The organism is Staphylococcus saprophyticus subsp. saprophyticus ATCC 15305 = NCTC 7292 (genome assembly GCF_000010125.1).
GTDB lineage: Bacteria > Bacillota > Bacilli > Staphylococcales > Staphylococcaceae > Staphylococcus > Staphylococcus saprophyticus.
In genome coordinates this window covers 904,388-931,336 of sequence record NC_007350.1, presented here as the reverse complement: position 1 = coordinate 931,336, position 26,949 = coordinate 904,388, and the positions used below count along the sequence as shown (strand labels likewise).

Sequence of the window (26,949 nt, the reverse complement as noted above, 5' to 3'; positions counted from 1 at the left end):
TTAATTTAAATTCATATTTGTAATGTTTGCCCATAAAAAATACACCCCTAAAAGTTAGATTTTTAGTCCAACTTTTGGGGTGCACATCAAATTCATATCGCTTTACGAGTGTGCTTTTTTATAATTTAATTTTTAGCTACGCGATCAACAATAACTTGTTTAGCAGCTTCTTCTTCAGTATTATCTACTTGTTTAGGCTCAAAAGCAATGCCTTTACGTTCACATGCTTTTTCTAATAAATAATCAGTAATTTCATGGTTTTTTGGTAAAATTGGACCATGTAAATATGTACCTAATAGATTTTTATAATGAATACCTTCTTTTGCATCTTCATCATTATTTCCATATCCATGTGTAACGTGACCTAAAGTACCAAATTTATGATATGTACGGCCACCATGATTTTCAAAACCAACTATTGTTCCAAAAGTTTTACTTTCAATCACAATATCGCCTGTAAGACGATTTGTTTGTGACTCAGTATAAAAGTCTAAAATATTTAAACCAGCTAATTCTGTACCATCTGGTGTAATGTATTTACTCCCCAAGAACTGATACCCACCACAAATTGTCAGACCGGGCATGCCTTCTTCAATGGCATCTTTCAATACCGTTTTTATTTTGCTTAATTCTTTCGTAGCCAAGGCTTGTTCTCTATCACTGCCACCACCAATGAAAAATATATCACAGTTATCTAGCGTGATACCTTCTGTTTCATTGATATCAACTACATTTAATTGGATATTCCTCAATTTAGCACGTTGTCTTAACGCAATGATATTACCAATATCACTATATAAATTTAATTTATCAGGCATAAAATGATAAACAGTTAATTCATTCATTTCGCTTTGACCTCCTCAAAAGAGTGGTTTAATTGTTCTAACATAGGTGCGAGCGAAGAATAATTTGGAATTGCTACAGTAAAGCTCTCTTTATATTCCATAGATTTAGCAGTCGCTTTGTAAATATCGCGCTCTAAGATAACAGGTACTGTAACACCAGCCAATTTTAATCTTAATTGAAGTTCTTCTGCTCTAGTTCCTGTAACAATAATTGTCTCTATTTGTTGTCTTGTTAATTTTTCAAAATCTGCATCATATATCCACGATGTATCTCTACCATCTGCAGCATTATCATTTAAACTGATAAGGTAAACCTTACTACCGCTTAATTGTTCACCTACTGAGAGACTTGCGTTCATCCCTGCAGGATTTTTGGCTAAGTTTATCATAGCTTCTTTGCTATCTTGTTTAAAATATTGCATACGGCCGTTGTCTGATGTATACGTTTCAAAACCTTTTCTGATGCCGTCATCATTAATGCCTAACTCTCTTAATACAGAATATGCAGCAATCGCGTTATAAGCATTAAAATCACCAGCTATTTTCATATTAAACGTTTTAGAACCAATATTTAAGTTTATAAACGGTGTCAGTGTAAATGAGGATACTTCATATTGTGTATCCTCACGTTTAAAACCACATTCACAGTGATAATGACCAATTTGGTTATATTGGATATAGTCATAATGGAGTAAACGTCCGCAGTTTGGACAATAACGGCTTTCATTCATTGTACTTTGTTCAAATTCGTGTGCGTGTGCCTTCATGCCATAGTAAACAACCGTGTCACTCGCAATTTTCAACCTACTCACAAATGGATCATCTGCATTCAATAATAATTTAATGCCCTTATTATTAATCGCCTTTGCTATGTTATTAACCATAATATCAATTTCACCAAAACGGTCCATTTGATCTCGGAAGAAATTCGTAACAACCATCATCGTTGGTGTTACTTCGTTAAGCACTCTCGGAATAGAGCCCTCGTCAATTTCAATGACTGCGATTTTTGTATTTTTCTTATTTTGCAAAATAAAAGCAGATGTAATACCTGCAGCCATATTTGCGCCTTCATTATTATGTATGATTTCTATATCATTAGCTTTTAATGTATGACCGATTAGGTTTGAAGTGGTTGTTTTCCCATTCGTACCACTTATAAAAACAATCTCATCAACTTGAGATGCTAACTTTCTTAATATATTTTTATCTACTCTTCTAGCTACTTGACCGGGCAAGTCTGTGCCTTTTTTGCCAGCAGCTTTACTTGCTTGCCTTGCCAATTTTGCTAAGCGGGTTGCAGTCCAGTATCTCATTTAGCTCCTCCTCTACTCTTCACTCAAATATTATAACACGATTATGTTGTATTCCAAACAATTCTCAACCCAATTTACATGAGTCTTTTTCAAATAAAGTAGCGTATAATTTACTACTAAGTCTAGTTTTGCTATACTGAAAAAAAGTATAGGAGGCTTATTAATTATGTTAAACAAAGAACTATTAGATGCTTTAAATGAACAAATGAATCATGAATTTTATGCTGCTCACGCTTATATGGCTATGGCTGCCTTTTGTGACGACAATTCTTACGAAGGTTTTGCAAATTTTTATATTCAACAAGCTAAAGAAGAAAGATTCCATGGTAAAAAAATATATGACTATATTAACGATCGTGGAGAACATGCTTTATTTACAGCAATTCCTGCACCAAAAACAGAGTTCAGCAGCATCTTAGAAACGTTTGAAGATGGTTTGGCTCAAGAACAAGACGTTACACATAGATTCTATAATTTATCAGATTTAGCTAACAAAGATAAAGATTATGCTACGATTTCATTCTTAAATTGGTTCTTAGACGAGCAAGTTGAAGAAGAAGCTATGTTTGAAACGCATATCGATTACTTAAATCGTATTGGTGATGATAGTAATACACTTTACCTTTATGAAAAAGAGTTAGCTGCACGTTCATTTGATGAATCAGAATAATTAATAGGTAATACTCACGAATTTATATATCAGAAAAGTCTGGGACATCAATAAATGTCCCAGACTTTTTTGATTAGGTAGTAAATGTTAGTTCAATTTCATTAACTTGACTGTTTTTCATTTATTCTATAAAGTCATAACATATTCCATTATAGAAAGGGAACTTGCTCCATGAGTAACGATGCATTTATAGCTTTAGATTTTGAAACTGCCAACGGTAAACGTACAAGTATTTGTGCTGTTGGTATGGTTAAAGTAGTCAACCACCAGATAACAGAATCTTTCTATACACTTGTTAACCCTAATGACTATTTCTCACAACAAAATATCGCAGTACACAGCATACATCCTGAACAAGTTGAAGATGCGCCTACATTTCAAACAGTATATCCCTATATGTTGCAATTTATCGGCGATTTACCCGTCGTTGCACACAATGCAGCATTTGATATGAACGTTCTACACGAAAGTATTAGTGCTTTTGGTTTTGATACCCCTAACATGACTTACTTTTGCTCTTTACAACTTTCAAGAAGAACAGTAGAAAATCATCGCTATGGTTTAAATTACATGATGCAATATTATAATTTAGATTTTCATGGACATCATGATGCGCTCAATGATGCTAAAGCATGCGCTATGATTACGTTCCGTCTCTTAAAACATTATGATGATTTACCTAGTATGTTAAATATCTACGGCAAGGATTTAAAAGATAAAGATTAATTCTATTTCCTTGATATGTCTGTAAAATAGCTTATCTACTATAAATCATTTTCTATCTTAATTAAATATAATCGTATATTGTCATATTTTCATATGTCGCTTTTTCAAGATTACCAACAGTCACCCCTACAAGACGAATAGGCGTTTCAGGATTTTTTAATTCTGTATATAAATCATAAGCAATATTGTATATGTCAGTTTCTGAGCGAACCGGGTCTCTAAGACTACGTTGTTTCGACAAAGATTCAAACTTAAATGTTTTAATTTTTACTGTTACTGTTTTTCCAGATTTTTGTAATTTAGCTAGACGTTCTGCTGTTTTATTACTTAATTCCCAAATTTTTTGTAAAATTTCTTCATCATCATTCATATCTGTGGCAAATGTTCGTTCTGTACCAACAGATTTCCTGATTCTAGTAGGCTTTACTGGATTATGATCTATACCCCTCGCTTTATTGTACAAGCCATGTCCACGCTTACCAAATAGTCTAATAAGGTCCCGTTCACTTTGATTATATAAATCTTGTCCTGTATAAATCGCTTCTTGATGCATTTTTTGTTTTGAAGCTTTACCAACACCAGGAAAATCTCCAATATCTAAGCCCATTAAAATATCATGAACATTTCTATAGTCAATAACTGTTAAACCGTTGGGCTTGTTCATACCACTTGCTAATTTAGCTAAAAATTTATTATATGATACACCTGCTGACGAAGTAAGCATTGTAGCTTCATAAATATCTCTCCTGATATATTGAGCGATTCGAGAGGCTGGTAAATCAGGTCTGACAAGATGTGTGATATCCAAATATGCTTCATCCAAAGACAAAGGTTCAACAACCTCTGTATAACTTTTAAATATATTCATAATCTTTTCCGATGCAGTTTTATAAGCTTCGAATCTTGGCGTCACATAGTACCCGTTAGGACATAATTTATGCGCTTGTGCAGTGGGCATCGCAGAATGTACACCATATTGTCTTGCCTCATATGATGCCGTTGATACGACCCCTCTTCCACTAGCTTTACCACCAACAATGACAGGTTTTCCTTTTAGTTTAGGGTTATCCCTCATTTCTACTTGTGCGAAAAAGTAGTCCATATCCACATGTATAATCCGTCTTTCTGACAATGCCCTCACCTCCTGTATTCGATATAATTTATAATTGTGTTGTTTTTATCTTACATCCTCCATCATCATTTTTCTTTGAATTTGCTCAATAAAAAAAAGGAACAGTACACGTTTAAGTGAATCAGTTTGAATTTAATATTCAAATGATCATTTACTCAAACGGAGCTGATCCTTTATCAAAGTTACATTTATCATTTTATGATTTCAATTCAGTTCGAAATTCTTGAGCAGGGGCAGGCGCTTGTGTATAAAATTTAATCCCTTCTTCTGTATCTTCAATAAGTTGTACATGTTTATTTAATAAACCTGTAAGGAAATACATATCCATTACGCAATATCCTATGTGAAAACATGCAATAAAGATAATAGATGAGTAAGCAAAATACGAAAATATTACTAATAATACGCTTGTGATAATGACTAAAGGGGCTAACATAATTGTCATGTATTGCCATTTTTTAAAATAAACATTTGGCATATGTGTTGTAATCAAACCTGATTTAATACGATATGTAGGTTTATTACCTTTTGACATTACTCTGAACATTATATTATGAATAAATTCATGTAAGAAATACACTACTGCAAAACCAACAATACCAAAAATAATATTAAAAATTATGTTTTGTTCTATAATATGGGTCATAGAATATGCCATTTTATAAGAAATCAAAATGCTAATCATCACAATAGTTAATTGAAATAAAATAAAACCTTCAACTGCTTTTTTATTAGAAAACAAATCAATTTTAAACATTAGACGCCCTCCTCGTCACTCGTTATTAACTAGAGTATACAACGATTATCACCACTATGAAAGGGGGTAAAGTGAAAGTAAGTTGCTTGTAATTGAATTTTAACAAACTTACTCATTTTGCAATATTTTGCAATGTTTAGCAAACAAATTATTAATTATTTTTACACAAGTCATATATACAAAACGTATTTAATTATAAGTAATACAGTCTTTACATCAATGCTTTATATACGTTCAAATTGTGCCACTGTTTCAACATGTGTCGTATGCGGAAACATATCAACCGGTGTAATTTGTGTTAACTTATATTGGTTTGCTAATAATTGTGCATCACGCTGTTGCGTTGATGGGTTACATGATATGTAGACAATTTTTTGAGGATTTAGCTCTAATAATGTCTTCAAAAATGTTTCGTCACAACCCTTTCTAGGTGGATCAACCATTACAACATCTGGTCTTATTCCTTCTGATTTCCATTTTAAGATAACTTCTTCTGCCTTACCACAGACAAAAGTAGTATTTTCAAATTGGTTTATAGTCGCATTTTGTTGAGCATCTGTAATGGCTTCTGGCACAACCTCAACACCATAGACATGTTTTGCTTTGGGAGCCATATATAAACCAATGGTACCAATACCGCAATAAGTATCCAACACTGTTTCTTCTCCCTGTAGCTCAGCATAATCTATAGCACGTTGATATAGTTTTTCTGTTTGGATAGAATTAATTTGATAAAATGATTGGTCATTAATTTTAAATGTGACATCTGACAACATATCGACAATCTCATCTTTACCATAAAGTGTATATGAATTTTGTCCCATTATAACGTTGGAATGTGTATCATTTACATTTTGTTTAATACTCACAATTGCTGGAAAATGTTGTTTTAAACGTTCTGTTAGGATGTCACCTTGTTTAAATTTTTTGCCATTTGTTACAAAAATGACCATGAGTTCTCTAGAATGATGCCCTGTTCTTATTACAACATGACGCATCATGCCTTGCTTTTTACGCTCATTATAAACACTGATGTTTAGTTCATTGAACCACGCTTTTAATTTATTTATAACTTCTTGGTGTAGTTGGTCTTGAATCAAACATTCATCCATATTAATAATATCGTGGCTACGTTGACGATAAAATCCTGTTATAACTTTATTCTCATTGTTTTTACCCACTGGAATTTGTGATTTATTTCTGTAGTACCAAGGATTTTCCATACCAATCGTGTCATGAATGATTGTATCTTTAAATCCAGCTTTACGTTGAAATAAATTCACAACTTGTTCTTTTTTCATATTTAACTGCGCTTGATATGTCATGTGCTGCAACTGACAACCACCACATTTATAATAATATATACACGGTGGTTCTACTCGATCAGTGCTTTTTTCTTTAATTTCAACCAGCTTACCAATTGCGAAGTTCTTTTTCACTTTGATTACTTTAAACGCTATCACTTCATTAATGAGTGCATTGGGCACAAAAATTGGATAACGATCAAATTTCACAACACCATGACCTTCATGTGTTAAATCTATCACTGTTCCTTCAATTACTTCATTTTTTTGTATCGCATTCATTACTTCACCCCACACTAAAAGAGGTTAGGATGTATGTTGACTGACCTAACCTCGTAGTTTAATCTAAATCGTATTTTTATTTGTATCATTGTTCTATAATTTCTTCATTTTTAATATCATTTGGTGTGAATACTTCAATATGTTGTTTCAAGTTTAAAAAATTACCAGGTAATTTGCCTCCATATTCACCATCTACATTTAATTGCATATCGGTGAATGATGAAACGCTAATAGATTTGGCCTTCTTGTAATGTACTTTAGGATGCTTGGTATGTTCACCTCTTGATGCTAACGTCATAATGTGGCCTAATTCAGCTAAGTTAGCTTTTTCAACGATAATTAATGTAAAGTAACCATCATCCAATTTAGCATCGGGGACTAATTTTTCAAACCCAGCCATTGAATTCGTAAGCCCTAGTAAGAATAACAAGGCTTCTCCTTGGAATACTTCGTCATCATATTCAATACGAATATCCACGGCTTTCATTTGAGGTAACATTTCAAAACCTTTGATATAATACGCGAATGGTCCTACAATGGATTTCAACTTACTCGGAGTTTCGTATGATACTTGAGTTAGTTGTCCACCTGCAGCTAAGTTAATAAAATAACGACTATTCATCTTACCAATATCCACACGTGTCATATGTCCCTCAATAATGACATCTATCGCACTCATGATATCTGTGGGTAAATGTAATGCACGACCAAAATCATTCACAGTGCCCATCGGTATAATACCTAAACTTGGTCTATTTGGCTTTTCAGCAATGCCATTTATGACTTCATTTAAAGTACCATCTCCACCAGCTGCAATCAGTACATCGTAATTTTGTTCTAAACTACGTGCTGCTTCTGTAGTTGCGTCGCCTACTTTTTCTGTGGCATATGCGCTTGTTTCAAATCCAGCTTTTTCTAATTTAATTAAAACATCTGGTAATGTGCGTTTAAATAATTCCTTTCCAGATGTTGGATTATAAATGATTCTAGCTCTTTTTCTCATAATTTATCCCTCTACTTCATATACTCAATACCTATATTATATGATTTACATAGATGTTAAAAGCATTTTAGGTTAAATTCCAAAGAAAATATTTAAGGCACATCGCATTTAAAAGACCCTGTAGCATAATTTGAGCTACAGGGTCTAGATATATTGAATTATCGTTTATCCAATTCTTGTTTTAACAATTGGTTAACTAACTGTGGATTAGCTTGGCCTTTAGAAGCTTTCATAATTTGTCCAACTAAGAAGCCCATAGCCTTACCTTTACCATTCTTATAGTCTTCAATAGATTGCTCGTTATTATCCAATGCTTCATTTACAAATTTAAGCAATGTTGCTTCGTCAGAAATCTGCACTAAGCCTTTATCTTCCATAATTTGTTTTGCATCCCCGCCATTTTCAGCTAGTTCAGGGAATACTTTTTTAGCTATTTTACTACTCATTGTGCCATCTTCAATTAATTTAATCATACCCGCTAAGTTTTCTGGTGTTAACTTAGTATCTAATAAATCAATTTGATTTTTATTTAGATATTCGTTTACGCCACCCATTAACCAGTTAGATGTCAACTTAACATCTGCACCTTCTGCAACTGCACCTTCGAAGAAATCAGACATTTCTTTTGTCAGTGTAAGTACGTGTGCATCGTAGGCAGGTAAACCATATTGATTTACATACTTTTCTTTTCTTTCATCAGGTAATTCAGGAATCGTTTGACGAACGCGTTCTTTCCATTCTTCATCTACATATAAAGGTACAATATCTGGTTCTGGGAAATAACGGTAATCGTCAGATCCTTCTTTAACACGCATTAATAATGTCTTACCATTAGACTCGTCAAATCGACGTGTTTCTTGTAAAATTTCTCCACCATTTAACAATTCTTCTTCTTGACGTTTTTCTTCGTATTCAAGACCTTTACGAACATATGTAAAGGAGTTTAAGTTTTTCAACTCAGCTTTTGTACCAAATTCTTCTTGACCATACGGACGTAATGAAATGTTGGCATCACAACGTAATGAACCTTCTTCCATCTTACAATCTGAAACGCCTGTATATTGAATGATTGAACGTAGTTTTTCTAGGTATGCGTATGCTTCTTGAGGAGAGCGAATATCTGGTTCCGATACGATTTCAATTAATGGTGTACCTTGTCTATTTAAATCAACTAAAGAATAACCATCTTTATGTGTTGATTTACCAGCATCTTCTTCCATGTGTAAACGCGTAATACCAATGCGTTTTGTTTCACCATCAACCTCGATATCGATATAACCATTTTCACCAATTGGTTGATCAAATTGTGAAATTTGATAAGCTTTTGGATTATCTGGATAAAAATAGTTTTTACGGTCAAATTTAGATTCTGTAGCAATTTCCATGTTCAATGCCATTGAAGCTCTCATGGCCCAATCAACAGCACGTCTGTTTACAACTGGTAATACACCTGGATATGCTAGGTCGATAACATTTGTGTTTGAGTTCGGTTTTGCTCCAAAATGCGCTGGCGCTGGAGAAAACATTTTAGAATCTGTTTTTAACTCAACGTGGACTTCTAGTCCGATAACTGTTTCAAAATGCATGATTTCCACTCCTTATAGTTTTTCGTATTCATTATGAAAATTAAATTTTGTTTCATATTGGTAAGCGACACGATATAGTGTTTTTTCATCAAATGGTTTACCTATAAATTGTAAACCGATTGGGCGGCCATTTGATTGTCCACAAGGAACAGAAATACCTGGTAAACCAGCTAAATTAACTGGCGTTGTTAATAAATCGTTCGCATACATTGTAAGTGGATCATCTATTTCGTCACCTAAATTGAAAGCTGTTGTAGGTGTAGTTGGACCAACGACAACATCATAATTTTCAAATATACGATTGAAATCATCTTTGATTAATGTTCTAACTTTTTGTGATTTTTTATAAAATGCATCATAATAACCTGAACTTAATGCAAATGTTCCCAAGAAGATACGGCGTTTAACTTCCTCACCAAAGCCCTCACTTCTAGACATTTTATATAATTCTTCTAATGAGTTCGCTTCTGGAGAATGATATCCATATCTAATACCATCGAAACGAGACAAGTTAGAAGAAGCTTCAGAAGATGCAATTACATAATAAGAAGGAATCCCATACTTCGTATTCGGTAATGATACTTCTTCTACAGTGGCACCAAGACCTCTTAAAGTTTCGACTGCTTCTTTTACAGATGCTTTGACTTCATCAGAAACACCTTCACCTAAATACTCACTTGGAAGCGCGATTTTCAATCCTTTAATATCTTTACCGATATCAGAAGTGTAATCAGCATCTTCAACTGGCGCACTTGTTGAATCATTTTCGTCTACCCCAGTAATTGCTTCCAAGACTAATGCATTGTCTTTAACTGTACGTGTCAATGGTCCAATTTGATCTAATGACGATGCAAAGGCTACTAGACCAAAACGTGATACACGGCCATATGTTGGTTTCAAACCGACAATTCCACAATAAGCTGCTGGTTGACGAATTGAGCCACCAGTATCAGAACCTAAACTGAAAGGAACTAAACCAGCTGCAACTGCTGCGGCAGAACCACCCGAAGAACCACCAGGTACTGCAGTATGATCGAAAGGATTTACAGTTTTTTTGTAATATGATGTTTCAGTGGAACCACCCATAGCAAATTCATCCATATTTAATTTACCGATAAGCACTGCTTGTTCATTTCGTAATTTATTCATCACAGTTGATTCATAAATTGGTACAAAGCCCTCTAACATTTTACTAGCACATGTTGTTTCTACACCTTCAGTAATAATGTTATCTTTAATACCCATTGGAATACCAAATAACTTGCCTTCCATTTGGTCTTTTGCTTGTAATTCATCTAATTCTTGTGCTTTTTTAATAGCATTTTCTTTATCTAATGCAAGAAACGATTTGATCGTTGGATCAGTTTCTTCAATTGCATCGTAAATATCACTTACAACTTTAGATGGTGTAATTTCTTTGTTTTTGATTAAGTTGATCAAATTCTCAACAGATTCATAACGGATGGTCATCTTAAGCGTCCTCCTCATTCATGATAGATGGTACTTTAAACTGTCCATCTTCCGTCACTTTAGCATTTTTTAATGCAAGCTCTTGAGGGATGCCCTCGATTGCTTTATCTTCACGTAATACATTTTGTAAATCTAGTACGTGATATGTTGGTTCAATTTCACTAGTATCCGCTGTATCTATTTGATTAGCAAAGTTTAAAATGCTTTCTAATGTATTTTGCATTTCAGTCGTTTCATCTTCAGTAATTTGAAGTCTTGCTAAATTTGCTATATGTTCAACTTCTTCTCGTGTAACTTTAGCCATTAAATAAAAGCCTCCTTTTTACTCATTCATTACAAAATTGTACCAAAATTTCGTTGAAAAATCTAAGTTTTTCAATAATAACGGTAAATTAAAATTTTATATTGCTATTATTTACTTGTCATTCATACGTTAAAAATGGCATTGTTTAAATTTCACCACCTAAATCACGCACGATTTATTTTTTTAAATGCATAATCAATCATTGCACTTTATATTTCATGTAACTATACATCATTATATGGAAGCGCTTAACAAAGCATGGCTAAAATGTATTTTTTCATTAAACTAAAATAATACTATTCTATTTATAAATTACATTGTATAATAATTCATATACCACAATAGAATCATTTAAAACAAAGGGAGATGAGGACGATGCTGATATTAGGCACTTCATTGGCCAACCAAGTACATGCAAGTTGGCAAACATATATAATGATCATCATATATTTCACTATATTATTATTTATCGGTTACTACGGATACAAACAAGCTACAGGTAATTTAAGTGAATTTATGTTAGGTGGTAGGAGCATCGGTCCTTATGTGACAGCACTTTCAGCAGGTGCATCAGATATGAGTGGCTGGATGATTATGGGTCTACCAGGATCTGTTTATAGTACTGGGTTATCTGCTATGTGGATTACCATTGGTCTTTCATTAGGCGCCTATGTAAATTATTTTGTCGTTGCACCTCGTCTACGTGTCTATACAGAATTGGCTGGTGATGCGATTACATTACCAGATTTCTTTAAAAACAGATTAAATGACCACAATAATTACATAAAAATTATATCCGGCTTAATTATTGTTGTTTTTTTCACTTTATACACACATTCCGGTTTTGTATCAGGTGGTAAATTATTCGAAAGTGCCTTCGGTTTGAATTATCATTGGGGATTACTAATGGTTGCATTTATAGTCATATTTTATACATTTTTCGGTGGTTATCTTGCTGTATCTATCACCGACTTCTTCCAAGGAGTGATCATGTTAATCGCTATGGTGATGGTCCCTATCGTTGCACTTATCGATTTAAACGGCATCGATACGTTTAAACAAGTAGCAGAGATGAAACCAACAAATATGAATCTATTTAAAGGCACAACCGTTTTAGGTATCATTTCACTGTTTGCTTGGGGATTGGGTTATTTCGGACAACCTCATATTATTGTTAGATTTATGTCTATAAAATCGCACAAATTATTACCAAAAGCACGAAGATTAGGTATTAGCTGGATGGTGATTGGGTTATTAGGTGCTGTTGCAGTTGGTTTAACAGGTATTGCCTTTATTTCTGAACGCAACATCAAGTTAGAGGATCCTGAAACTTTATTTATCGTTATGAGCCAAATTTTATTCCACCCTTTAGTTGGAGGCTTCTTATTGGCAGCAATTTTGGCAGCCATCATGAGTACAATTTCTTCACAATTACTGGTAACTTCAAGTTCCTTAACGGAAGACTTTTATAAACTCATTCGTGGTGAAGATAAAGCTAAAGCACACGAGAAAGAATTCTTAATGGTTGGTCGTTTATCTGTATTAATTGTAGCGATTGTGGCTATATGGATTGCTTGGTCGCCAAACGATACGATACTAAATTTAGTTGGTAATGCTTGGGCAGGATTTGGTGCCGCATTTAGTCCATTAGTTATCTTCTCACTCTATTGGAAAGGTCTATCACGTACTGGTGCACTTGCAGGCATGATTACCGGCGCATTGGTCGTAATTATTTGGATTGTTTGGATTAAACCATTAGCTTCTATCAATGAGCTATTTGGTATGTATGAAATTATTCCTGGATTCTTAGCAAGTGTGATTACTACTTACTTTGTTAGTAAATACACTAAAAAACCTGGTTCATTTGTGACACATGACCTAGATAAAGTAAAACAAATCGTAAAGGAATAGTTTGATATTATAACTGTTAAATCAATACAAAACGCCAAACTGGTATATCATTATAATTGATATCAGTTTAGCGTTATTTTTTGTCTATGCAAGATTGTCATTATCTTGGTTAATTGTTTCGGTTAATTGTTGTTTTTATAAATATGAACTTGTGGTTCTTTGTCGTCTTTCGTTTTACTTATAAGTGCTTTCGGATTATTACCATCTTTAATATGAATTTCATATTCATCAATACCATCAAAATATTTATCAGCTTGTTCTGTTACATATTGAGTGATACCAATCGTTTCTGCTTTACCGTAATAATCTATAGGTAAATCAACGGATAGTTGTTTCGCTTTTTTATTATCAAATTTAACTGTACCCACTGCTTGTGTAAAATTATTAAAATAGGTTTGTAGGTTGTCATTAAATTGTTTGAAATCGGAATTTAAATTTTCATCAAGCTCTCCCGCTTCTTCAGAAGGTAATAAGGCTGTTTTTTGATTAATATCTTTCCAATCATTAATACGTGTCTTACCATCTTCAACCGTTGTCCCTGCAATAAACTCACCTGGAACAATTGAATTTTCACCAGATTGTTTATAAATAGCAAAATGTATAGGTATTTCTTTCAAATCCTTATTTTCCCGAATTCGAGAAAGTAATTCTTCTGCCATTTGTTTACCTTGTTTTTCAATTTCTTTATCGTCGAGGTCTTTGCTATAGGTTTCACCGTCTTTTTCTTTTTGATAATAATATGTACTATTCATAGCTAAACCTATTGTCATACCTTTTATTTTTTTACCTTTTGTATCACCACTCGCATAAAAATCTTGTTCTAAAATATTAGATAAATATGCAGGTGATTGTTCAGCAATTTTTTCAGGATCTGTTTCACCTTTGTGAGATGGATTTAGTCCCAAGTTTTCATTTGCTTTTTTCTCTTTTCTATCACTTTCATCCATTTTGTTAACTTCATCTTTAGTATACTTTGGATTTAGAAAAGCGTTAATCATATCTTTATCTAAGTATTGTCCATCTTGATATAAGTAGTCATCCGTTGGAAATACACTTTTACTTAAATCTAACAAACCATTTTCAAAGTCTTCACCATTGTAACTGTTCGCCATGTTATCTTGTAATAATCCACGTGCTTGGCTCTCCTTAAATGGTAAAATCGTTCTATAATTATCACCTTGCACATTTTTATCCGTTGCAATTTCTTTTACGGAACCTGACTCTTTTTGTTGCTCTTTTTCATTAGATTGTTCTTTTGATTTTTCATCATTATTTCCACAAGCTGTTAATACCAAAATTGCTGAGATGAATAGTATAATCGTTCGTTTCATGCATTATCTCCTCTATCCCTCTATTTCATTTTGTTTCTGAACAAAAGCTTCTTCTGACCAAATTTCTGTACCAAATTTTTCTGCTTTAGCTAGTTTAGAACCAGCATCTTCACCTGCTATGACCAAATCGGTATTTTTTGTTACGCTATTGGTTACTTTTGCACCTTGTAATGCTAACCAATTGGATGCTTCATTTCTTGTCATTTGATATAACTTACCAGTTAGGACAATTGTTTTGTCTTTAAAATCTGGGTGTCCTTCTAATTCTGTTGTCTTAACACCTTTATAAATCATATTAACATTTTTTGCTTTTAATTTATCAATTAATGCACGTATATCTTCATTTTCTAAATAAGTTACTACAGATTGAGCTAGCTTATGCCCCACATCATGAATATCCATTAACGCTTCTTCCGTCACATGAAACAGTTCATCTATCGTTCCATATTTTTCAGCAATCACTTGGCTAGCTTTAACGCCTAAATGTCGAATACCAAGACCAAATAATAATTGTTCTAATGAATTCGATTTAGCTTTTTCAATAGCATTGAGTAAATTATCTACTTTTTTCTCGCCCATACGGTCCAGTGGTAAAAGATCTTCTTTCGTCAAATAGAAAATATCTGCTACATCTTTTATTTTCTCATTTTCATATAACTGTTGGATTATTTTAGTTCCTAAGCCATCTATATTCATCGCTTGTCGTGAAACAAAGTGAATTAATCCTTCTACTAATTGCGCTTGGCATTTAGGGTTAATACAACGTAATGCCACTTCGCCTTCTATTCTAACTAATTCATGTTCACAACTAGGACAATGTGAAGGCATGTGATAGATTTCTGCATCATCAGGTCGTCTGTCTAATACACTTTTAATTACTTCAGGTATGATGTCGCCTGCTTTTTTAATTACAACGCTATCACCTATTCTTATATCCTTATCATGGATTAAATCTTCATTATGTAGTGAAGCGCGAGAAACGGTTGTACCTGCTACCCTAACTGGTTCAAGAACAGCTGTGGGTGTAACAACACCTGTTCTACCGATACTCAATTCAATATCTAATAATTCCGTAACCACTTCTTCAGCGGGAAATTTATATGCAATAGCCCAGCGCGGTGATTTTTGAGTGAAGCCTAATGTTTCCTGTTGTTCTAAAGCATTGACTTTAATAACAATACCATCAATATCATAAGGCAAGTTTTCACGTTGTTTTGTCCATTTGTCAATGTAAGTCATAACTTCTTCTATCGTTTGAACGCGTTGACGTTCTTGGTTTGTTTTAAAGCCTAGTTGGTCAAGTTCATCTAATGCTTCACTTTGAGTATCTGCATTAAACTGGGTAAAATCATTCACACTATATAAGAAAACGCTCAGTTTACGTTTGGCAGCTAACTTTGAATCTAATTGTCGTAATGAACCAGCCGCTGCATTTCTTGGATTAGCAAATGGCTGTTCTTCATTCGCAGCTTTCGCTTCATTTAAATTAACAAAAGACTTTCTAGGCATATACGCTTCGCCTCTGACTTCAAAAGTTCTACTTTCATTAATTTTTAATGGTATCGCGTGTATTGTCTTTAAATTTTCAGTAATGTCTTCGCCCGTGGTGCCATCCCCACGAGTTAAACCTTGAACAAATCGACCGTTCTCATATTTTAATGAAACTGCAAGTCCATCAATTTTCAATTCACACATGTACTCAACATTTCCTATATTATCACGTATACGCTGATCAAATTTTCTTAAATCTTCTTCGTTAAACGCATTACCTAAACTAAGCATAGGCGTATCATGATTCACTTTTTCGAATGTGGACTGCGCACTACCACCTACTCTAACTGTAGGTGAATCCGCAGTACGATATTCTGGATGTTGCGTTTCTATATCTATCAATTCATGGAGTAATTTATCATACTCACTATCAGGTACTGATGGATTATCTTTCACATAGTACTCATAGCTATATTGATTTAATAATCTATGCAACTCATCTACACGCGATTGTATATCAGCCACTTGTTACTCCCCCTTTTTTTCAATAGGTGCAAATTGTGCTAGCAAGCGTTTTGGTCCTTCAGATTTAAAGATAATATCTAATTCGACAGAACCATTTTTTTCTTTTACATTACTTACCATGCCTTCGCCCCATGACTTATGCATTACTTTATCACCAACATTCCAATTGGTAGCTGATTGCTTTTGTTTTGTTGCAGTAGCACGTTGGCTATGCGCTCGTTTAGCAGGTTGTTTGGTAGCATTCTGGAAACGATTGCTCGTTGCCTGTGCTTGAGATTTTGATTTACCTTTAGATTCATTTTCCAATAAATCTTCAGGAATTTCTCTTAAAAATCTCGAAGGCATATTGGATTGAGGACGACCAAATAACATTCTAGATGTTGCATGTGTTAAGTATAAGGTCTCCTCAGCACGTGTTATTGCAACGTAACAAATACGTCTTTCTTCCTGCATTTCATGTTCATCATCACTCTTAATCGCTCTGATATGTGGGAATAAAGATTCTTCCATACCCATTATAAATACAATTGGAAACTCAAGACCTTTGGCAGAGTGCATCGTCATGAGCGTAATACCATCTTCAATTTGAGCATCATCAATATCAGCAACCAGTGATAAATCAGTTAAAAAGTTAATTAGCGATTGCTCTTCTAAGGGTGTGTTTTCTTCATAATCTTTAGGTACAGACATAAATTCATCGATATTTTCTAATCTACTTCTAGATTCGAGCGTTTGTTCACGTTCTAACATGTCTCTATAGCCTGTCTTAGTCAATACTTCTTCTACAATCTCTGTAATTTCAAGAAATTCTTGTTGTTTAATTAAATTTTGCATAACATCATAAAAACTAATACATTCTTGCGTCACTTTTTTAGATAGTCCTATAAAATCAACCTCTGCTAATGCATCAAACATACTTAAATCATTTTGTGCCGCATATGCTTGAATTTTATCTACAGATGATGGACCGATGCCGCGTTTAGGAATATTGATTACTCGACGTAAACTAATGTCATCATTACTATTTGCAATAATACGTAAGTAACTTAATAAGTCTTTAATTTCTTTTCTGTCATAGAACTTTTGACCACCAACCATAGTATACGGTAAGTTCGATTTCATAAATGTTTCTTCAAGTACACGTGATTGTGCGTTTGTACGATATAAAATGGCCATATCTTGATACTTTTTACCATTTCTTTGGTGTTTCATAATTTCACGCACGACGTATTCAGCTTCATCTCGCTCAGTCGTAGCTTCATAGTAATGAATTTTATCGCCACTCGTATTACCAGTCCATAACCCTTTCGGTTTACGTTCTGAATTATTTTTAATGACTTCATTCGCTGCATTTAATATATTTTTTGTAGAACGATAATTTTGTTCTAAGAAAATCGTTTTGGCTTCTGGATAATCTTCTTCAAAAGAAAGAATATTTTGGATATCTGCACCACGCCAACCATAAATTGATTGATCTGAATCTCCAACAACGCATAAATTTTTAAATTTAGCGGCAAGTAATTTAACTAAAGTATATTGTGCTTTATTCGTATCTTGATATTCATCGACATGAATGTATTGAAATTTATTTTGATAATAATCTAATACATCTGGTACACGTTCGAATAATCGAATCGTCACCATGATCAAATCATCAAAATCAAGTGCTTCATTTCTAGATAATTGTCTTTGATAACCTTTATAAACGGTTGCAACCATTTGTTCATGATAGTCATTTGCTTCTTTTTGTGCATCCTCAGGTGTTTTCAATTCATTTTTAAGGTTACTTATCGCCCCGATAAACATTCTAGGTTCGAATTTTTTACTATCTATATTTTCATTTTTCAGTACATCTTTAATCACTGATTTTTGGTCAGTTGGATCAATAATTGTAAAGTTACGTTCTATACCAATACGGTCTGCATCTCTTCTCAAAATCCTCACGCACATTGAGTGGAATGTAGACATCCACAATACCTGAGCTTGTTCTCCAACTAATGTTTCAACACGTGCTTTCATTTCTTTTGCTGCTTTATTAGTAAAAGTAATCGCTAAGACGTTATACGGAGACACGTCTTTTTCATCTAGCAAGTATGCGATACGATGGGTTAACACACGTGTTTTACCTGAGCCGGCACCTGCCATAATTAGTAGTGGCCCCTCTGTCGTACGTACTGCTTGACTCTGTTCATCATTCATCTTGTTTACTAATGCATTCATTAATGTGTCTCCTTTACTTTAACTGTTTTTAGTGCTTTGTTTATATCTTCGTATATAATATTTCCGACAATGATTGTATCTGCAATAGAAGCCATCATTTCTGCTTCTTCGTAGTTACTAATACCGCCACCATAAAATAATTGTGTTTCCGTTAACATGTCTGCTGCTGCCTTTACCAAGTTAGTTTCGCCATACACACCACTATACTCTATATACATAACTGGTAATTGATACATATCATTGATCATTTGTGCATAAGCTTCAATATCTTCATCATCTATCATCGTGTCAGCTTGCGTTAATTTGGCTACCTTGCAATCTGGATTAAGTACCACATATCCTTCGAACACAACTTCATTAAAATCTATCAATGTACCATATGACTTTAACGCTTCTAGTAATAAACCATTATGGTATTTTACATCTCTACTGTTTAAAACAGTTGGAATAAAATATAAGTCAAAGCCAGGTACAACACTTTCAAGATTAGATATTTCAAGTACTATTGGTAATGAATAACATTTAACTTTATGCATTAAGTGCGCAACATTTTCTTCAGTGATGTCATCCGTTCCACCAATCATAATTGCGTCCGTATCTGATGTACAAATTTTCATTAAATCTTCGTCACTGATGGGCTTTGCGGGGTCCAATTTAAAAATATGTCTCCACTTATTCATGTCAGTCATGATATGTTTCTCCTTCTTTTAGCATACATATGATTATATCATTTTTATGTCTCGAGTTCTAAAATACTGAAGAAAAAATCACCCCAAATTTCTGAGGTGATTTTGCATCATCTTGATATTACTTATTAAGATGGTAATAGCTTTCTAAATTTGTATTTTTCTCATTGATTGTTTTTGCCAATTGAGGTCCTACATACCTTAAATGCCATGGTTCATAAGCATAGCCAGTTTGTTTTGATTGGTTCTTAGGATACCTAATAATAAAACCATAATTGGCTGCATGTTTAGCTAACCATTGTGCTTCTTTAGTTTTTTCAAAATCTGTATGAAAATCATTTAATGGTTGGCTTGTTCCTACATCAAATGCTAAACCTGTTTGGTGTTCAGAATGTCCAGGTTTAGCAGCATATTTAGTTGTCTTTTGCTTACCATCCTTCTCAACAAAAGTATCTACCACTTTTTCTTGATTCTCAAAATTTCTATATCCACTTGTCATGGTCAAATTTAAATTTCTTTTTTCTGCTTGCTTCAATAATTTGTTTAGTTGCTTTTTAGCTATTTTATTTTCGCCTGGTTTATATTTCGCCGGAAGTGCAAGTTGTTTATTCACAATGACATGACCATTGACATAAGTTACACCATTGTTTTCATATTTGAGTGGTAAGGCATTCTTGGGTTTAACAATATTGTCATTAGTTGGTTTAAAATTATTAGCTGATAGAATCATAATAAAAATAACAATAAGACATAAACATACTAAAGTGAACAGAAAAAGCATCACTTTTTTTGACATAGATCTCTTCCTTTCATTCTATAAAAACCATCGCCTATTTTAAAATGGAATCCCATTTTCATAAATGTCTGCTACATATTTCATTACCCTTCTTCAATGTTATAAACCGCAAAAATAATACAAAATGCCAGACAATCACATCGTTATAATATCTCATATTTTAAAATCAAATCCATCATTAGTATAAAAAAATGACGACTTTGGTTACTATACCTAGTCGTCATTCGATAAAATTTATGGTTTAAATCATTAATCGGCCGTTTCTATATTCATACGATCAAGAATCATCGTGTAAGCATCATTACCCCATTGTAGTGATCTCTTCACACGAGAAATTGTCGCTGTTGATGCACCTGATTCTTGTTCGATGGTTGCATATGTGTAACCTTGTTTAATCATTTTTGCAACTTGTAATCGTTGTGATAATGATTGGATTTCGTTCACTGTACATAAATCATCAAAGAATTCATAACACTCTTCTCTATTTTCAAGTGTCAATATTGCATCGAACAGTTCATCTAATGCTTTTCCTCTAAGTTTTTCTATTTGCATTTAAAACAACCCCTGTATTTTTCAATATAATCTTATTTTAACGTATTAGTACATTAAAGTGTAACGATTTCACTTGAAAAATTTTATTATTCTAAACCAGCTCTTTGGAAAATTGTATCCACTTGATTTAGATGATGCTTTGGATTGAAACACTCATCTAAATCTTCTTTTGTTAGTAAGTCTGTAATTGTTGCATCTTCTTCAATTAAAGTTCTAAATGGTGTTTTTGTTTCCCAAGATTCCATAGCCTTTGGTTGTACTTTATCATATGCAGCTTCACGTGCCAAACCTTTGTTAATCAATGCTAATAATACGCGTTGAGAGTATATTAAACCAAATGTTTTATCTATATTCGCTAACATATTATCTTCGAAGACAGTTAGTCTTTCTACAATATTTGTAAACCTATTCAGTCCATAATCTAATGCAATGGTTACATCTGGTAACATAATTCGTTCTGCAGATGAATGAGAAATATCTCTTTCATGCCATAATGGCACGTTTTCATATGCTGTTGTAACGTATCCTCTGATTACACGTGCAATACCAGTGATATTTTCTGAACCAATCGGATTACGTTTATGTGGCATGGCAGATGAACCTTTTTGACCTTTTGCAAATGCTTCTTCTACTTCACGTGTTTCTGTTTTTTGTAAATTACGAATTTCTACAGCAAATTTTTCCATTGAAGTGCTAATTAAAGCTAATGTTGCAACATAATATGCGTGACGATCACGTTGTAGTGTCTGCGTAGACACTGGTGCGGCATCTAATCCTAAATGCTCACACACATAGGCTTCAATTTCTGGAGGAATGTTCGCAAATGTACCAACTGCCCCGCTCATTTTACCAACTTCAATCTCTTTTCTTACTTGTTTAAAACGTTCTAAATTACGTTTCATTTCTGTATACCATAAGGCCATTTTCACACCGAAAGTAGTTGGTTCAGCATGAACACCGTGTGTACGTCCCATCATCAAAGTATATTTATAGTCTTTCGCTTTTTGTGCTAATACATCAATAAAACGTTCCAAGTCTTTTTTAATAATTTCATTTGCTTGTTTGATGACGTAACTTAATGCAGTATCAACTACATCTGTTGAAGTTAAACCATAATGGACCCACTTGCGCTCTTCACCTAATGTTTCAGAAACTTGTCTTGTAAACGCAACTACATCATGACGTGTTTCTTGTTCAATTTCTTGTGCGCGAGCGACGTCTACTTTAGCATTTTCACGTATTTTCTTAACATCTTCAGCTGGAATATCACCTAATTTGCTCCATGCTTCACATGCAAGTATCTCTACCTCTAACCATGCCTCATAGCGATTTTGATCCGTCCAAATATTAGACATTTCTTCTCTAGAATAACGTTCAATCATTGAAATAAGCTCCTATCATACATAAATTTAGTTTGATTCCATTAAAACATGTACATTAATAAATAATTCAGACTAAAAGTTCGTGTTTACCTTTTCAGTAATAGTTTAACAGAATTATATTAAAAAGTATAAGGCTTTTAAGTCATCTTTATAAAATATTTACACATTCCAAAAATAACCGCTACGGATACGATGATCCATAACGGTTCATAAATTATTGCTCTATCATTTTTCCTACAAATTCAATTTCTTGCTTCAATACTTCTAAACTGCCATCTTTATTCTCTTTATAAATTGGCTTTTCGAACCGTTTGACCGGCGCATACCCCGCTTCACGCATACGTTGTAAGCAATCTTGAATCGTCTCGTTATCTGCGACTTTAAATTTTTGCTGTTTTTTCATATACTTTCAACTTCATCCGTATCGTATTGCTTAAGTTTTTTACTTCTAACACCTTTCGCCCAGAAACCACCGTGTATTTGACGTGGTTCATATGCCACAATAAATGCTTTTTCATCGATTTGCTTAATGGTATCAATTAATTTAAATTCGAAACGTCTTGGCGTTAAAATTTGTAATATTAAGCGTTTGCCATCTCGACCATATGCTGTATTGTGGGTTACACCATAACCTAAATCTCTTAATTGTCTCGGTAAGTCTAACTCGTATTCTGATGATGTCACATTTACAACTGTGTAGCCAAGCGCAAGTTTTTCTTCTATCTTCATGCCTACTATGATACCAATTGAAAATCCAAAAGCGTATGCGAACACATTTTGAATTTGATCTAAACTAGACATGACCATACCTAATCCAACAACATATACAAGTACTTCTAAGAAACTGACAATAGCAGCTACATAGCGATATCCTTTAAGTGTTAAGATTGTTCTCATTGTAAGACACGTCACATAAGCAACGTTTATAATAAAAATTGCTAAAACCATTAACCATGGATTAGATGTTATTACTGACATGACCATTTTCCTTTCTCTTACATTAAATTCAAGTAATTTTATCAACTATGATTTCGTTTGTCACTAAAAAGTTATCGGAATTAAATTAATTTTTAGGCCATGTGTATCTTGTATAAGCTAATTCTCGTTTATGCGCATTTTTTATATAATGATTTTCTATTATTTCTTTAGATTCACTTGATACAGATTTGCCTTCTAGATAATCATCAATATCATCATAACTTACACCCAATGCTTCTTCATCAGGCAATTGTGGTTTGTCATCTTCCAAATCAGCGGTTGGCGTTTTTTCATACAAATGCTTAGGCGCTGCTAAATACGCTAAGAGCTGTTTACCCTGGCGCTTATTCAAACCAAATAAAGGTGCAATGTCTGCAGCCCCATCTCCATATTTTGTGTAAAAGCCTGTGACATTTTCAGCGGAATGATCTGTACCAACGACAATCCCTTTTTGTTTAGAAGCAATAGAAAATTGAACTTTCATCCGTTCTCTTGCTTTTTCATTGCCTTTTTGAAAATCTGTTAGATTCACACCAGCTTCTTTCAACGACTGAATACTTTGATCCACAGCTGGTTTAATATTTACAGTTATAATTTTGTCTGGTTGGATATAAGTTAACGCATCTTCTACTTCTGCAGCATCTTTTTGCTCACCATAAGGGAGTTTAACAGCTATAAATTCACAATCATTGCCGTCCTCTTTCAGTTCGTTTACTGCTAATTGACATAATTTACCTGCTAAAGTTGAATCTTGACCACCAGAAATACCTAGTGTTAAAGATTTAATAAACGAATGCGATTGAACATAGTTTTTTATAAATTGGATAATATGTCGTGTTTCACTTTTACTTTCAACCGATGGTTTCACTTTCATTTCTTTCACAACTATATCTTGTAAATTACTCATTTTCTTCCTCCATCTCTTTAACATGTTCTGCAACTTCAAAGATACGTTTGTGTTTATTTTCCCAACATAACGTACTTAAATCAACCGGATATTCCTGTGGGTTTAAGTGACGTTTATTCTCGTCCCATAAATATGCGAGACTATCTTTCAAATAGGCTTGTGCTTCATTTTCATTTGGTAAATCATATACAAGTTCTCCATCTATGAAGATGTCATGATGTAAGTCTTTAGCAATAAATGATTTTATGAATTTCATTTTATATGTGTGTACTGGGTGGAATAATTTCAAAGGCGATTCATCGTATGGATCTTCATGTTCTAAAGTAATGTAATCTCCTTCTGCCTTATTCGTTTTTTTATTAATTATGCGATACACCTTTTTCTTACCTGGTGTCGTTACTTTTTCTGCATTATTTGATAACTTAATGCGGTCAACGTATGATCCATCACTGTCTTCTACAGCAACGAGTTTATAAACAGCACCTAATGCTGGTTGATCGTAACCCGTGATTAATTTAGTTCCTACACCCCAAGAGTCTACTCTAGCGCCCTGCGATTTTAAACTCGTAATCGTTTGTTCATCTAAGTCATTAGATGCAATAATTTTTGCATCAGTAAATCCTGCTTCGTCTAACATACGTCGTGCTTCTTTTGAGAGGTAGGCAATATCACCTGAATCTAGTCGAATACCAACAAAATTAATCTTATCGCCTAATTCTTTAGCAACTTTAATCGCTGTTGGCACACCAGATTTTAATGTATGGAAGGTATCTACTAGAAACACACAATCTTGATGTCTCTCAGCATACTTTTTGAATGCTATGTATTCATCACCATATGTTTGAACCATCGCATGCGCATGCGTCCCTGAAACAGGTATCCCAAATAACTTACCAGCGCGTACATTACTAGTTGAGTTAAAGCCTCCTATATATGCAGCTCTAGCTCCCCACAATGCTGCATCTGCTTCTTGCGCTCGGCGCGTACCAAATTCCATTAACATATCATCATGTGCAACTTGTCTAATTCTGCTTGCTTTTGTCGTAATTAATGTATGAAAATTAACAATATTTAAAAGCATTGTTTCTATCAATTGAGCTTGGATGAGTGGTGCTTCTACTCTAAGCAATGGCTCATTTCCAAAGCAAAGTTCTCCTTCTTGCATTGAACGTATGCTTCCAGTAAAACTCAAGTTTTTCAAATAATTTAAGAAGTCGTCTTGATACCCTATTGATTTTAAATATTCAATATCTGACTTTGAAAAATGAAAACTATTAATATATTCGATAACACGTTTTAATCCATTAAACACTGCATACCCACTATCGAATGGCATACTTCTAAAATATAGATCAAACACTGCCATACGCTCATGGATCCCATCATCCCAATAACTTTCTGCCATATTTATTTGATATAAATCATTATGCAACACTAATGTATCATCTTCATATTGGTACACAACCATCTCTCCAATCAGCTTTTCCATCATTTTAGCATAAATGAAGTATTGTTAGCACTTTAAATAGGACTGATTTACGAATTCAAAATAGAAGTAAAGATATCAGTTATTTATTTAAAATTTGTTTAAAATGTGACATGGTTAACGACAAAGTCATGACAGTTATATGTTTTATCATTTTATAAATTTAAAAATGATATATAATATTTATGAGGTGTTTTTAATGCTAAATGAAGCTAAGTCTTTTATAGAAACCATGTATAATGAATTAAATTATGATAAAAATAAAATAACAGAACGAATTGCTGAAATTGAGTCAGCTATCCTTTCTACTGGCACTTATGAGCATACATTTGAAGAATTGAATTATGGAGCCAAAATGGCATGGAGAAATTCCAATCGTTGTATCGGACGATTTTTTTGGGATTCTTTAACTGTGTCTGATGCAAGACACATACAAAGTGAAGATGAATTTATAGAAGCAATTGAAAACCATATTGACATTGCGACTAATAATGGAAGAATCAAACCTTACATCACAATTTTCTCAAAAGATAACCCCCCGCAAATTTATAACAATCAATTAATTAGATACGCAGGGTACGAAACATGTGGAGATCCAGCTGAGAAAAAGATTACCAAATTAGCACAACATCTTGGATGGCAAGGTCAGTATACACATTTTGATATTTTGCCCTTAATTTACAAAATGCCGAATAGCAAAATAAAATATCATGAATACCCTAAAAATTTAATTAAAGAAGTATCTATTACACATGACAGATTCCCCAAACTGCAACAACTCGGTTTAAAATGGTATGCCGTCCCTATTATTTCAAGTATGGATTTAAAAATTGGTGGCATCACTTATCCTACTGCGCCATTTAACGGTTGGTATATGGTAAATGAAATTGCCGTTCGTAATTTTACTGATGTCTATCGCTATAATTTGTTAGAAAGTGTTGCAGAAGCATTTGAATTTGATACACTTAAAAATAATTCTTTCAATAAAGATCGTGCATTGGTTGAATTAAACGATGCTGTGTATCATTCTTTTAAAAATGCTGGCGTCTCTATCGTCGATCATTTAACAGCATCTAAACAATTTGAAAGATTCGAAATGAATGAAACGAAACACGATAGAGAAGTTACTGGTAAATGGTCTTGGTTAGCACCCTCTTTGTCTCCCACATTGGTGCCCAATTATCATCACGGATACAAAAATGTGATGAAAGAACCTAATTTCTTTTATAAAAAAACCGAAGACTCAGGTTGTCCATTCCATTAAATGATTCACTATATTTAGATAAACA

At 33.6% G+C, this 26,949-nt stretch carries 24 protein-coding genes; 4 read left to right on the top strand and 20 right to left on the bottom strand.

What is annotated here, in order from left to right; translation table 11 throughout:
- Window positions 1-125 precede the first annotated feature (125 nt).
- Together SSP_RS04465 and SSP_RS04460 are read right to left on the bottom strand one after the other, a co-directional pair.
- Entirely contained in the window at window positions 126-845 is a 720-nt protein-coding gene (locus tag SSP_RS04465) for a type 1 glutamine amidotransferase (RefSeq protein WP_002482838.1), read from the bottom strand.
- Window positions 842-2,161, bottom strand: coding sequence for a Mur ligase family protein (locus SSP_RS04460; protein WP_011302774.1), 1,320 nt, complete (start codon window positions 2,159-2,161; stop codon window positions 842-844). Before SSP_RS04460 ends, SSP_RS04465 begins: the two co-directional genes overlap by 4 nt.
- Window positions 2,162-2,327: 166 nt before the next feature.
- Between SSP_RS04460 and SSP_RS04455 the strand changes: the two genes are divergently transcribed.
- Entirely contained in the window at window positions 2,328-2,831 is a 504-nt protein-coding gene (locus SSP_RS04455; protein WP_011302773.1) for a ferritin, read from the top strand.
- Between the two features lie 171 nt (window positions 2,832-3,002).
- A complete protein-coding gene (locus tag SSP_RS04450; protein WP_011302772.1) occupies window positions 3,003-3,557 on the top strand; it encodes a 3'-5' exonuclease in 555 nt (184 codons plus the stop codon).
- Between the two features lie 61 nt (window positions 3,558-3,618).
- On the opposite strand, the gene dinB is transcribed toward SSP_RS04450, so the two are convergent.
- From dinB to gatC, 7 genes are all read right to left on the bottom strand, one after another.
- Complete coding sequence (dinB, locus tag SSP_RS04445; RefSeq protein ID WP_011302771.1) at window positions 3,619-4,689, bottom strand: DNA polymerase IV; 1,071 nt, start codon at window positions 4,687-4,689, stop codon at window positions 3,619-3,621.
- A gap of 196 nt (window positions 4,690-4,885) precedes the next feature.
- A complete protein-coding gene (locus SSP_RS04440) occupies window positions 4,886-5,446 on the bottom strand; it encodes a DUF3267 domain-containing protein (protein ID WP_011302770.1) in 561 nt (186 codons plus the stop codon).
- 224 nt (window positions 5,447-5,670) lie between these two features.
- Entirely contained in the window at window positions 5,671-7,032 is a 1,362-nt protein-coding gene (gene rlmD, locus SSP_RS04435) for a 23S rRNA (uracil(1939)-C(5))-methyltransferase RlmD (RefSeq protein ID WP_011302769.1), read from the bottom strand.
- A gap of 85 nt (window positions 7,033-7,117) precedes the next feature.
- On the bottom strand, window positions 7,118-8,035 hold the full coding sequence (locus SSP_RS04430) for a diacylglycerol kinase (protein ID WP_002482831.1): 918 nt from the start codon (window positions 8,033-8,035) through the stop codon (window positions 7,118-7,120).
- 158 nt (window positions 8,036-8,193) lie between these two features.
- Window positions 8,194-9,621: an Asp-tRNA(Asn)/Glu-tRNA(Gln) amidotransferase subunit GatB gene (gene gatB / locus SSP_RS04425; protein ID WP_011302768.1), complete on the bottom strand. Its 1,428-nt coding sequence runs from the start codon at window positions 9,619-9,621 to the stop codon at window positions 8,194-8,196.
- Between the two features lie 12 nt (window positions 9,622-9,633).
- Window positions 9,634-11,091, bottom strand: coding sequence for an Asp-tRNA(Asn)/Glu-tRNA(Gln) amidotransferase subunit GatA (gatA, locus tag SSP_RS04420; protein WP_002482829.1), 1,458 nt, complete (start codon window positions 11,089-11,091; stop codon window positions 9,634-9,636).
- A 1-nt stretch (window position 11,092) separates the two neighbouring features.
- The gene (gene gatC / locus SSP_RS04415; protein WP_011302767.1) at window positions 11,093-11,395 is read right to left on the bottom strand and encodes an Asp-tRNA(Asn)/Glu-tRNA(Gln) amidotransferase subunit GatC; all 303 of its coding nucleotides are present in this window, start codon (window positions 11,393-11,395) and stop codon (window positions 11,093-11,095) included.
- A 375-nt stretch (window positions 11,396-11,770) separates the two neighbouring features.
- Between gatC and putP the strand changes: the two genes are divergently transcribed.
- On the top strand, window positions 11,771-13,306 hold the full coding sequence (gene putP / locus SSP_RS04410; protein WP_011302766.1) for a sodium/proline symporter PutP: 1,536 nt from the start codon (window positions 11,771-11,773) through the stop codon (window positions 13,304-13,306).
- Between the two features lie 122 nt (window positions 13,307-13,428).
- On the opposite strand, the gene SSP_RS04405 is transcribed toward putP, so the two are convergent.
- From SSP_RS04405 to SSP_RS04355, 11 genes are all read right to left on the bottom strand, one after another.
- A complete protein-coding gene (locus tag SSP_RS04405) occupies window positions 13,429-14,637 on the bottom strand; it encodes a CamS family sex pheromone protein (protein WP_011302765.1) in 1,209 nt (402 codons plus the stop codon).
- Between the two features lie 12 nt (window positions 14,638-14,649).
- On the bottom strand, window positions 14,650-16,653 hold the full coding sequence (ligA, locus tag SSP_RS04400) for an NAD-dependent DNA ligase LigA (RefSeq protein ID WP_011302764.1): 2,004 nt from the start codon (window positions 16,651-16,653) through the stop codon (window positions 14,650-14,652).
- Between the two features lie 3 nt (window positions 16,654-16,656).
- Window positions 16,657-18,873 carry a DNA helicase PcrA gene (gene pcrA / locus SSP_RS04395; protein ID WP_011302763.1) on the bottom strand — a complete coding sequence of 739 codons (2,217 nt, stop codon included), beginning with the start codon at window positions 18,871-18,873 and terminating at the stop codon, window positions 16,657-16,659.
- A complete protein-coding gene (locus SSP_RS04390; RefSeq protein ID WP_011302762.1) occupies window positions 18,873-19,562 on the bottom strand; it encodes a heptaprenylglyceryl phosphate synthase in 690 nt (229 codons plus the stop codon). Before SSP_RS04390 ends, pcrA begins: the two co-directional genes overlap by 1 nt.
- A 118-nt stretch (window positions 19,563-19,680) precedes the next feature.
- A complete protein-coding gene (locus SSP_RS04385) occupies window positions 19,681-20,355 on the bottom strand; it encodes a M15 family metallopeptidase (protein WP_011302761.1) in 675 nt (224 codons plus the stop codon).
- 249 nt (window positions 20,356-20,604) lie between these two features.
- On the bottom strand, window positions 20,605-20,907 hold the full coding sequence (locus tag SSP_RS04380) for a YerC/YecD family TrpR-related protein (protein WP_002482821.1): 303 nt from the start codon (window positions 20,905-20,907) through the stop codon (window positions 20,605-20,607).
- 86 nt (window positions 20,908-20,993) lie between these two features.
- A complete protein-coding gene (purB, locus tag SSP_RS04375; RefSeq protein ID WP_011302760.1) occupies window positions 20,994-22,289 on the bottom strand; it encodes an adenylosuccinate lyase in 1,296 nt (431 codons plus the stop codon).
- Between the two features lie 214 nt (window positions 22,290-22,503).
- Window positions 22,504-22,692, bottom strand: a complete 189-nt coding sequence (locus SSP_RS04370) for an NETI motif-containing protein (protein ID WP_002482819.1) — start codon at window positions 22,690-22,692, stop codon at window positions 22,504-22,506.
- Window positions 22,689-23,267 (bottom strand): DUF2179 domain-containing protein, encoded by a 579-nt coding sequence (locus SSP_RS04365; RefSeq protein WP_037538142.1) that lies wholly within the window; start codon window positions 23,265-23,267, stop codon window positions 22,689-22,691. Before SSP_RS04365 ends, SSP_RS04370 begins: the two co-directional genes overlap by 4 nt.
- Before the next feature lie 85 nt (window positions 23,268-23,352).
- The gene (nadE, locus tag SSP_RS04360) at window positions 23,353-24,174 is read right to left on the bottom strand and encodes an ammonia-dependent NAD(+) synthetase (RefSeq protein ID WP_011302758.1); all 822 of its coding nucleotides are present in this window, start codon (window positions 24,172-24,174) and stop codon (window positions 23,353-23,355) included.
- Window positions 24,167-25,636, bottom strand: a complete 1,470-nt coding sequence (locus tag SSP_RS04355; protein WP_011302757.1) for a nicotinate phosphoribosyltransferase — start codon at window positions 25,634-25,636, stop codon at window positions 24,167-24,169. The genes nadE and SSP_RS04355 overlap by 8 nt, the downstream gene beginning before the upstream one ends.
- 223 nt (window positions 25,637-25,859) lie before the next feature.
- Between SSP_RS04355 and SSP_RS04350 the strand changes: the two genes are divergently transcribed.
- Window positions 25,860-26,924 (top strand): nitric oxide synthase oxygenase, encoded by a 1,065-nt coding sequence (locus tag SSP_RS04350; RefSeq protein ID WP_011302756.1) that lies wholly within the window; start codon window positions 25,860-25,862, stop codon window positions 26,922-26,924.
- The last annotated feature ends 25 nt before the right edge of the window (window positions 26,925-26,949 follow it).

Excerpts from the sequence above, each read along its gene's own strand:
- SSP_RS04430 (WP_002482831.1), bottom strand. The coding sequence starts at position 8,035 with ATGAGAAAAAGAGCTAGAATCATTTATAATCCAACATCTGGAAAGGAA.
- SSP_RS04450 (WP_011302772.1), top strand. The coding sequence starts at position 3,003 with ATGAGTAACGATGCATTTATAGCTTTAGATTTTGAAACTGCCAACGGT.
- gatC (WP_011302767.1), bottom strand. The coding sequence starts at position 11,395 with ATGGCTAAAGTTACACGAGAAGAAGTTGAACATATAGCAAATTTAGCA.
- SSP_RS04460 (WP_011302774.1), bottom strand. The coding sequence starts at position 2,161 with ATGAGATACTGGACTGCAACCCGCTTAGCAAAATTGGCAAGGCAAGCA.
- putP (WP_011302766.1), top strand. The coding sequence starts at position 11,771 with ATGCTGATATTAGGCACTTCATTGGCCAACCAAGTACATGCAAGTTGG.
- nadE (WP_011302758.1), bottom strand. The coding sequence starts at position 24,174 with ATGAGTAATTTACAAGATATAGTTGTGAAAGAAATGAAAGTGAAACCA.
- purB (WP_011302760.1), bottom strand. The coding sequence starts at position 22,289 with ATGATTGAACGTTATTCTAGAGAAGAAATGTCTAATATTTGGACGGAT.
- SSP_RS04370 (WP_002482819.1), bottom strand. The coding sequence starts at position 22,692 with ATGAAAAAACAGCAAAAATTTAAAGTCGCAGATAACGAGACGATTCAA.
- SSP_RS04405 (WP_011302765.1), bottom strand. The coding sequence starts at position 14,637 with ATGAAACGAACGATTATACTATTCATCTCAGCAATTTTGGTATTAACA.
- gatA (WP_002482829.1), bottom strand. The coding sequence starts at position 11,091 with ATGACCATCCGTTATGAATCTGTTGAGAATTTGATCAACTTAATCAAA.
- SSP_RS04365 (WP_037538142.1), bottom strand. The coding sequence starts at position 23,267 with ATGTCAGTAATAACATCTAATCCATGGTTAATGGTTTTAGCAATTTTT.
- SSP_RS04350 (WP_011302756.1), top strand. The coding sequence starts at position 25,860 with ATGCTAAATGAAGCTAAGTCTTTTATAGAAACCATGTATAATGAATTA.
- SSP_RS04440 (WP_011302770.1), bottom strand. The coding sequence starts at position 5,446 with ATGTTTAAAATTGATTTGTTTTCTAATAAAAAAGCAGTTGAAGGTTTT.
- SSP_RS04385 (WP_011302761.1), bottom strand. The coding sequence starts at position 20,355 with ATGTCAAAAAAAGTGATGCTTTTTCTGTTCACTTTAGTATGTTTATGT.
- SSP_RS04455 (WP_011302773.1), top strand. The coding sequence starts at position 2,328 with ATGTTAAACAAAGAACTATTAGATGCTTTAAATGAACAAATGAATCAT.
- SSP_RS04465 (WP_002482838.1), bottom strand. The coding sequence starts at position 845 with ATGAATGAATTAACTGTTTATCATTTTATGCCTGATAAATTAAATTTA.
- SSP_RS04390 (WP_011302762.1), bottom strand. The coding sequence starts at position 19,562 with ATGACTGACATGAATAAGTGGAGACATATTTTTAAATTGGACCCCGCA.
- rlmD (WP_011302769.1), bottom strand. The coding sequence starts at position 7,032 with ATGAATGCGATACAAAAAAATGAAGTAATTGAAGGAACAGTGATAGAT.
- gatB (WP_011302768.1), bottom strand. The coding sequence starts at position 9,621 with ATGCATTTTGAAACAGTTATCGGACTAGAAGTCCACGTTGAGTTAAAA.
- SSP_RS04380 (WP_002482821.1), bottom strand. The coding sequence starts at position 20,907 with ATGCAAATAGAAAAACTTAGAGGAAAAGCATTAGATGAACTGTTCGAT.
- pcrA (WP_011302763.1), bottom strand. The coding sequence starts at position 18,873 with ATGAATGCATTAGTAAACAAGATGAATGATGAACAGAGTCAAGCAGTA.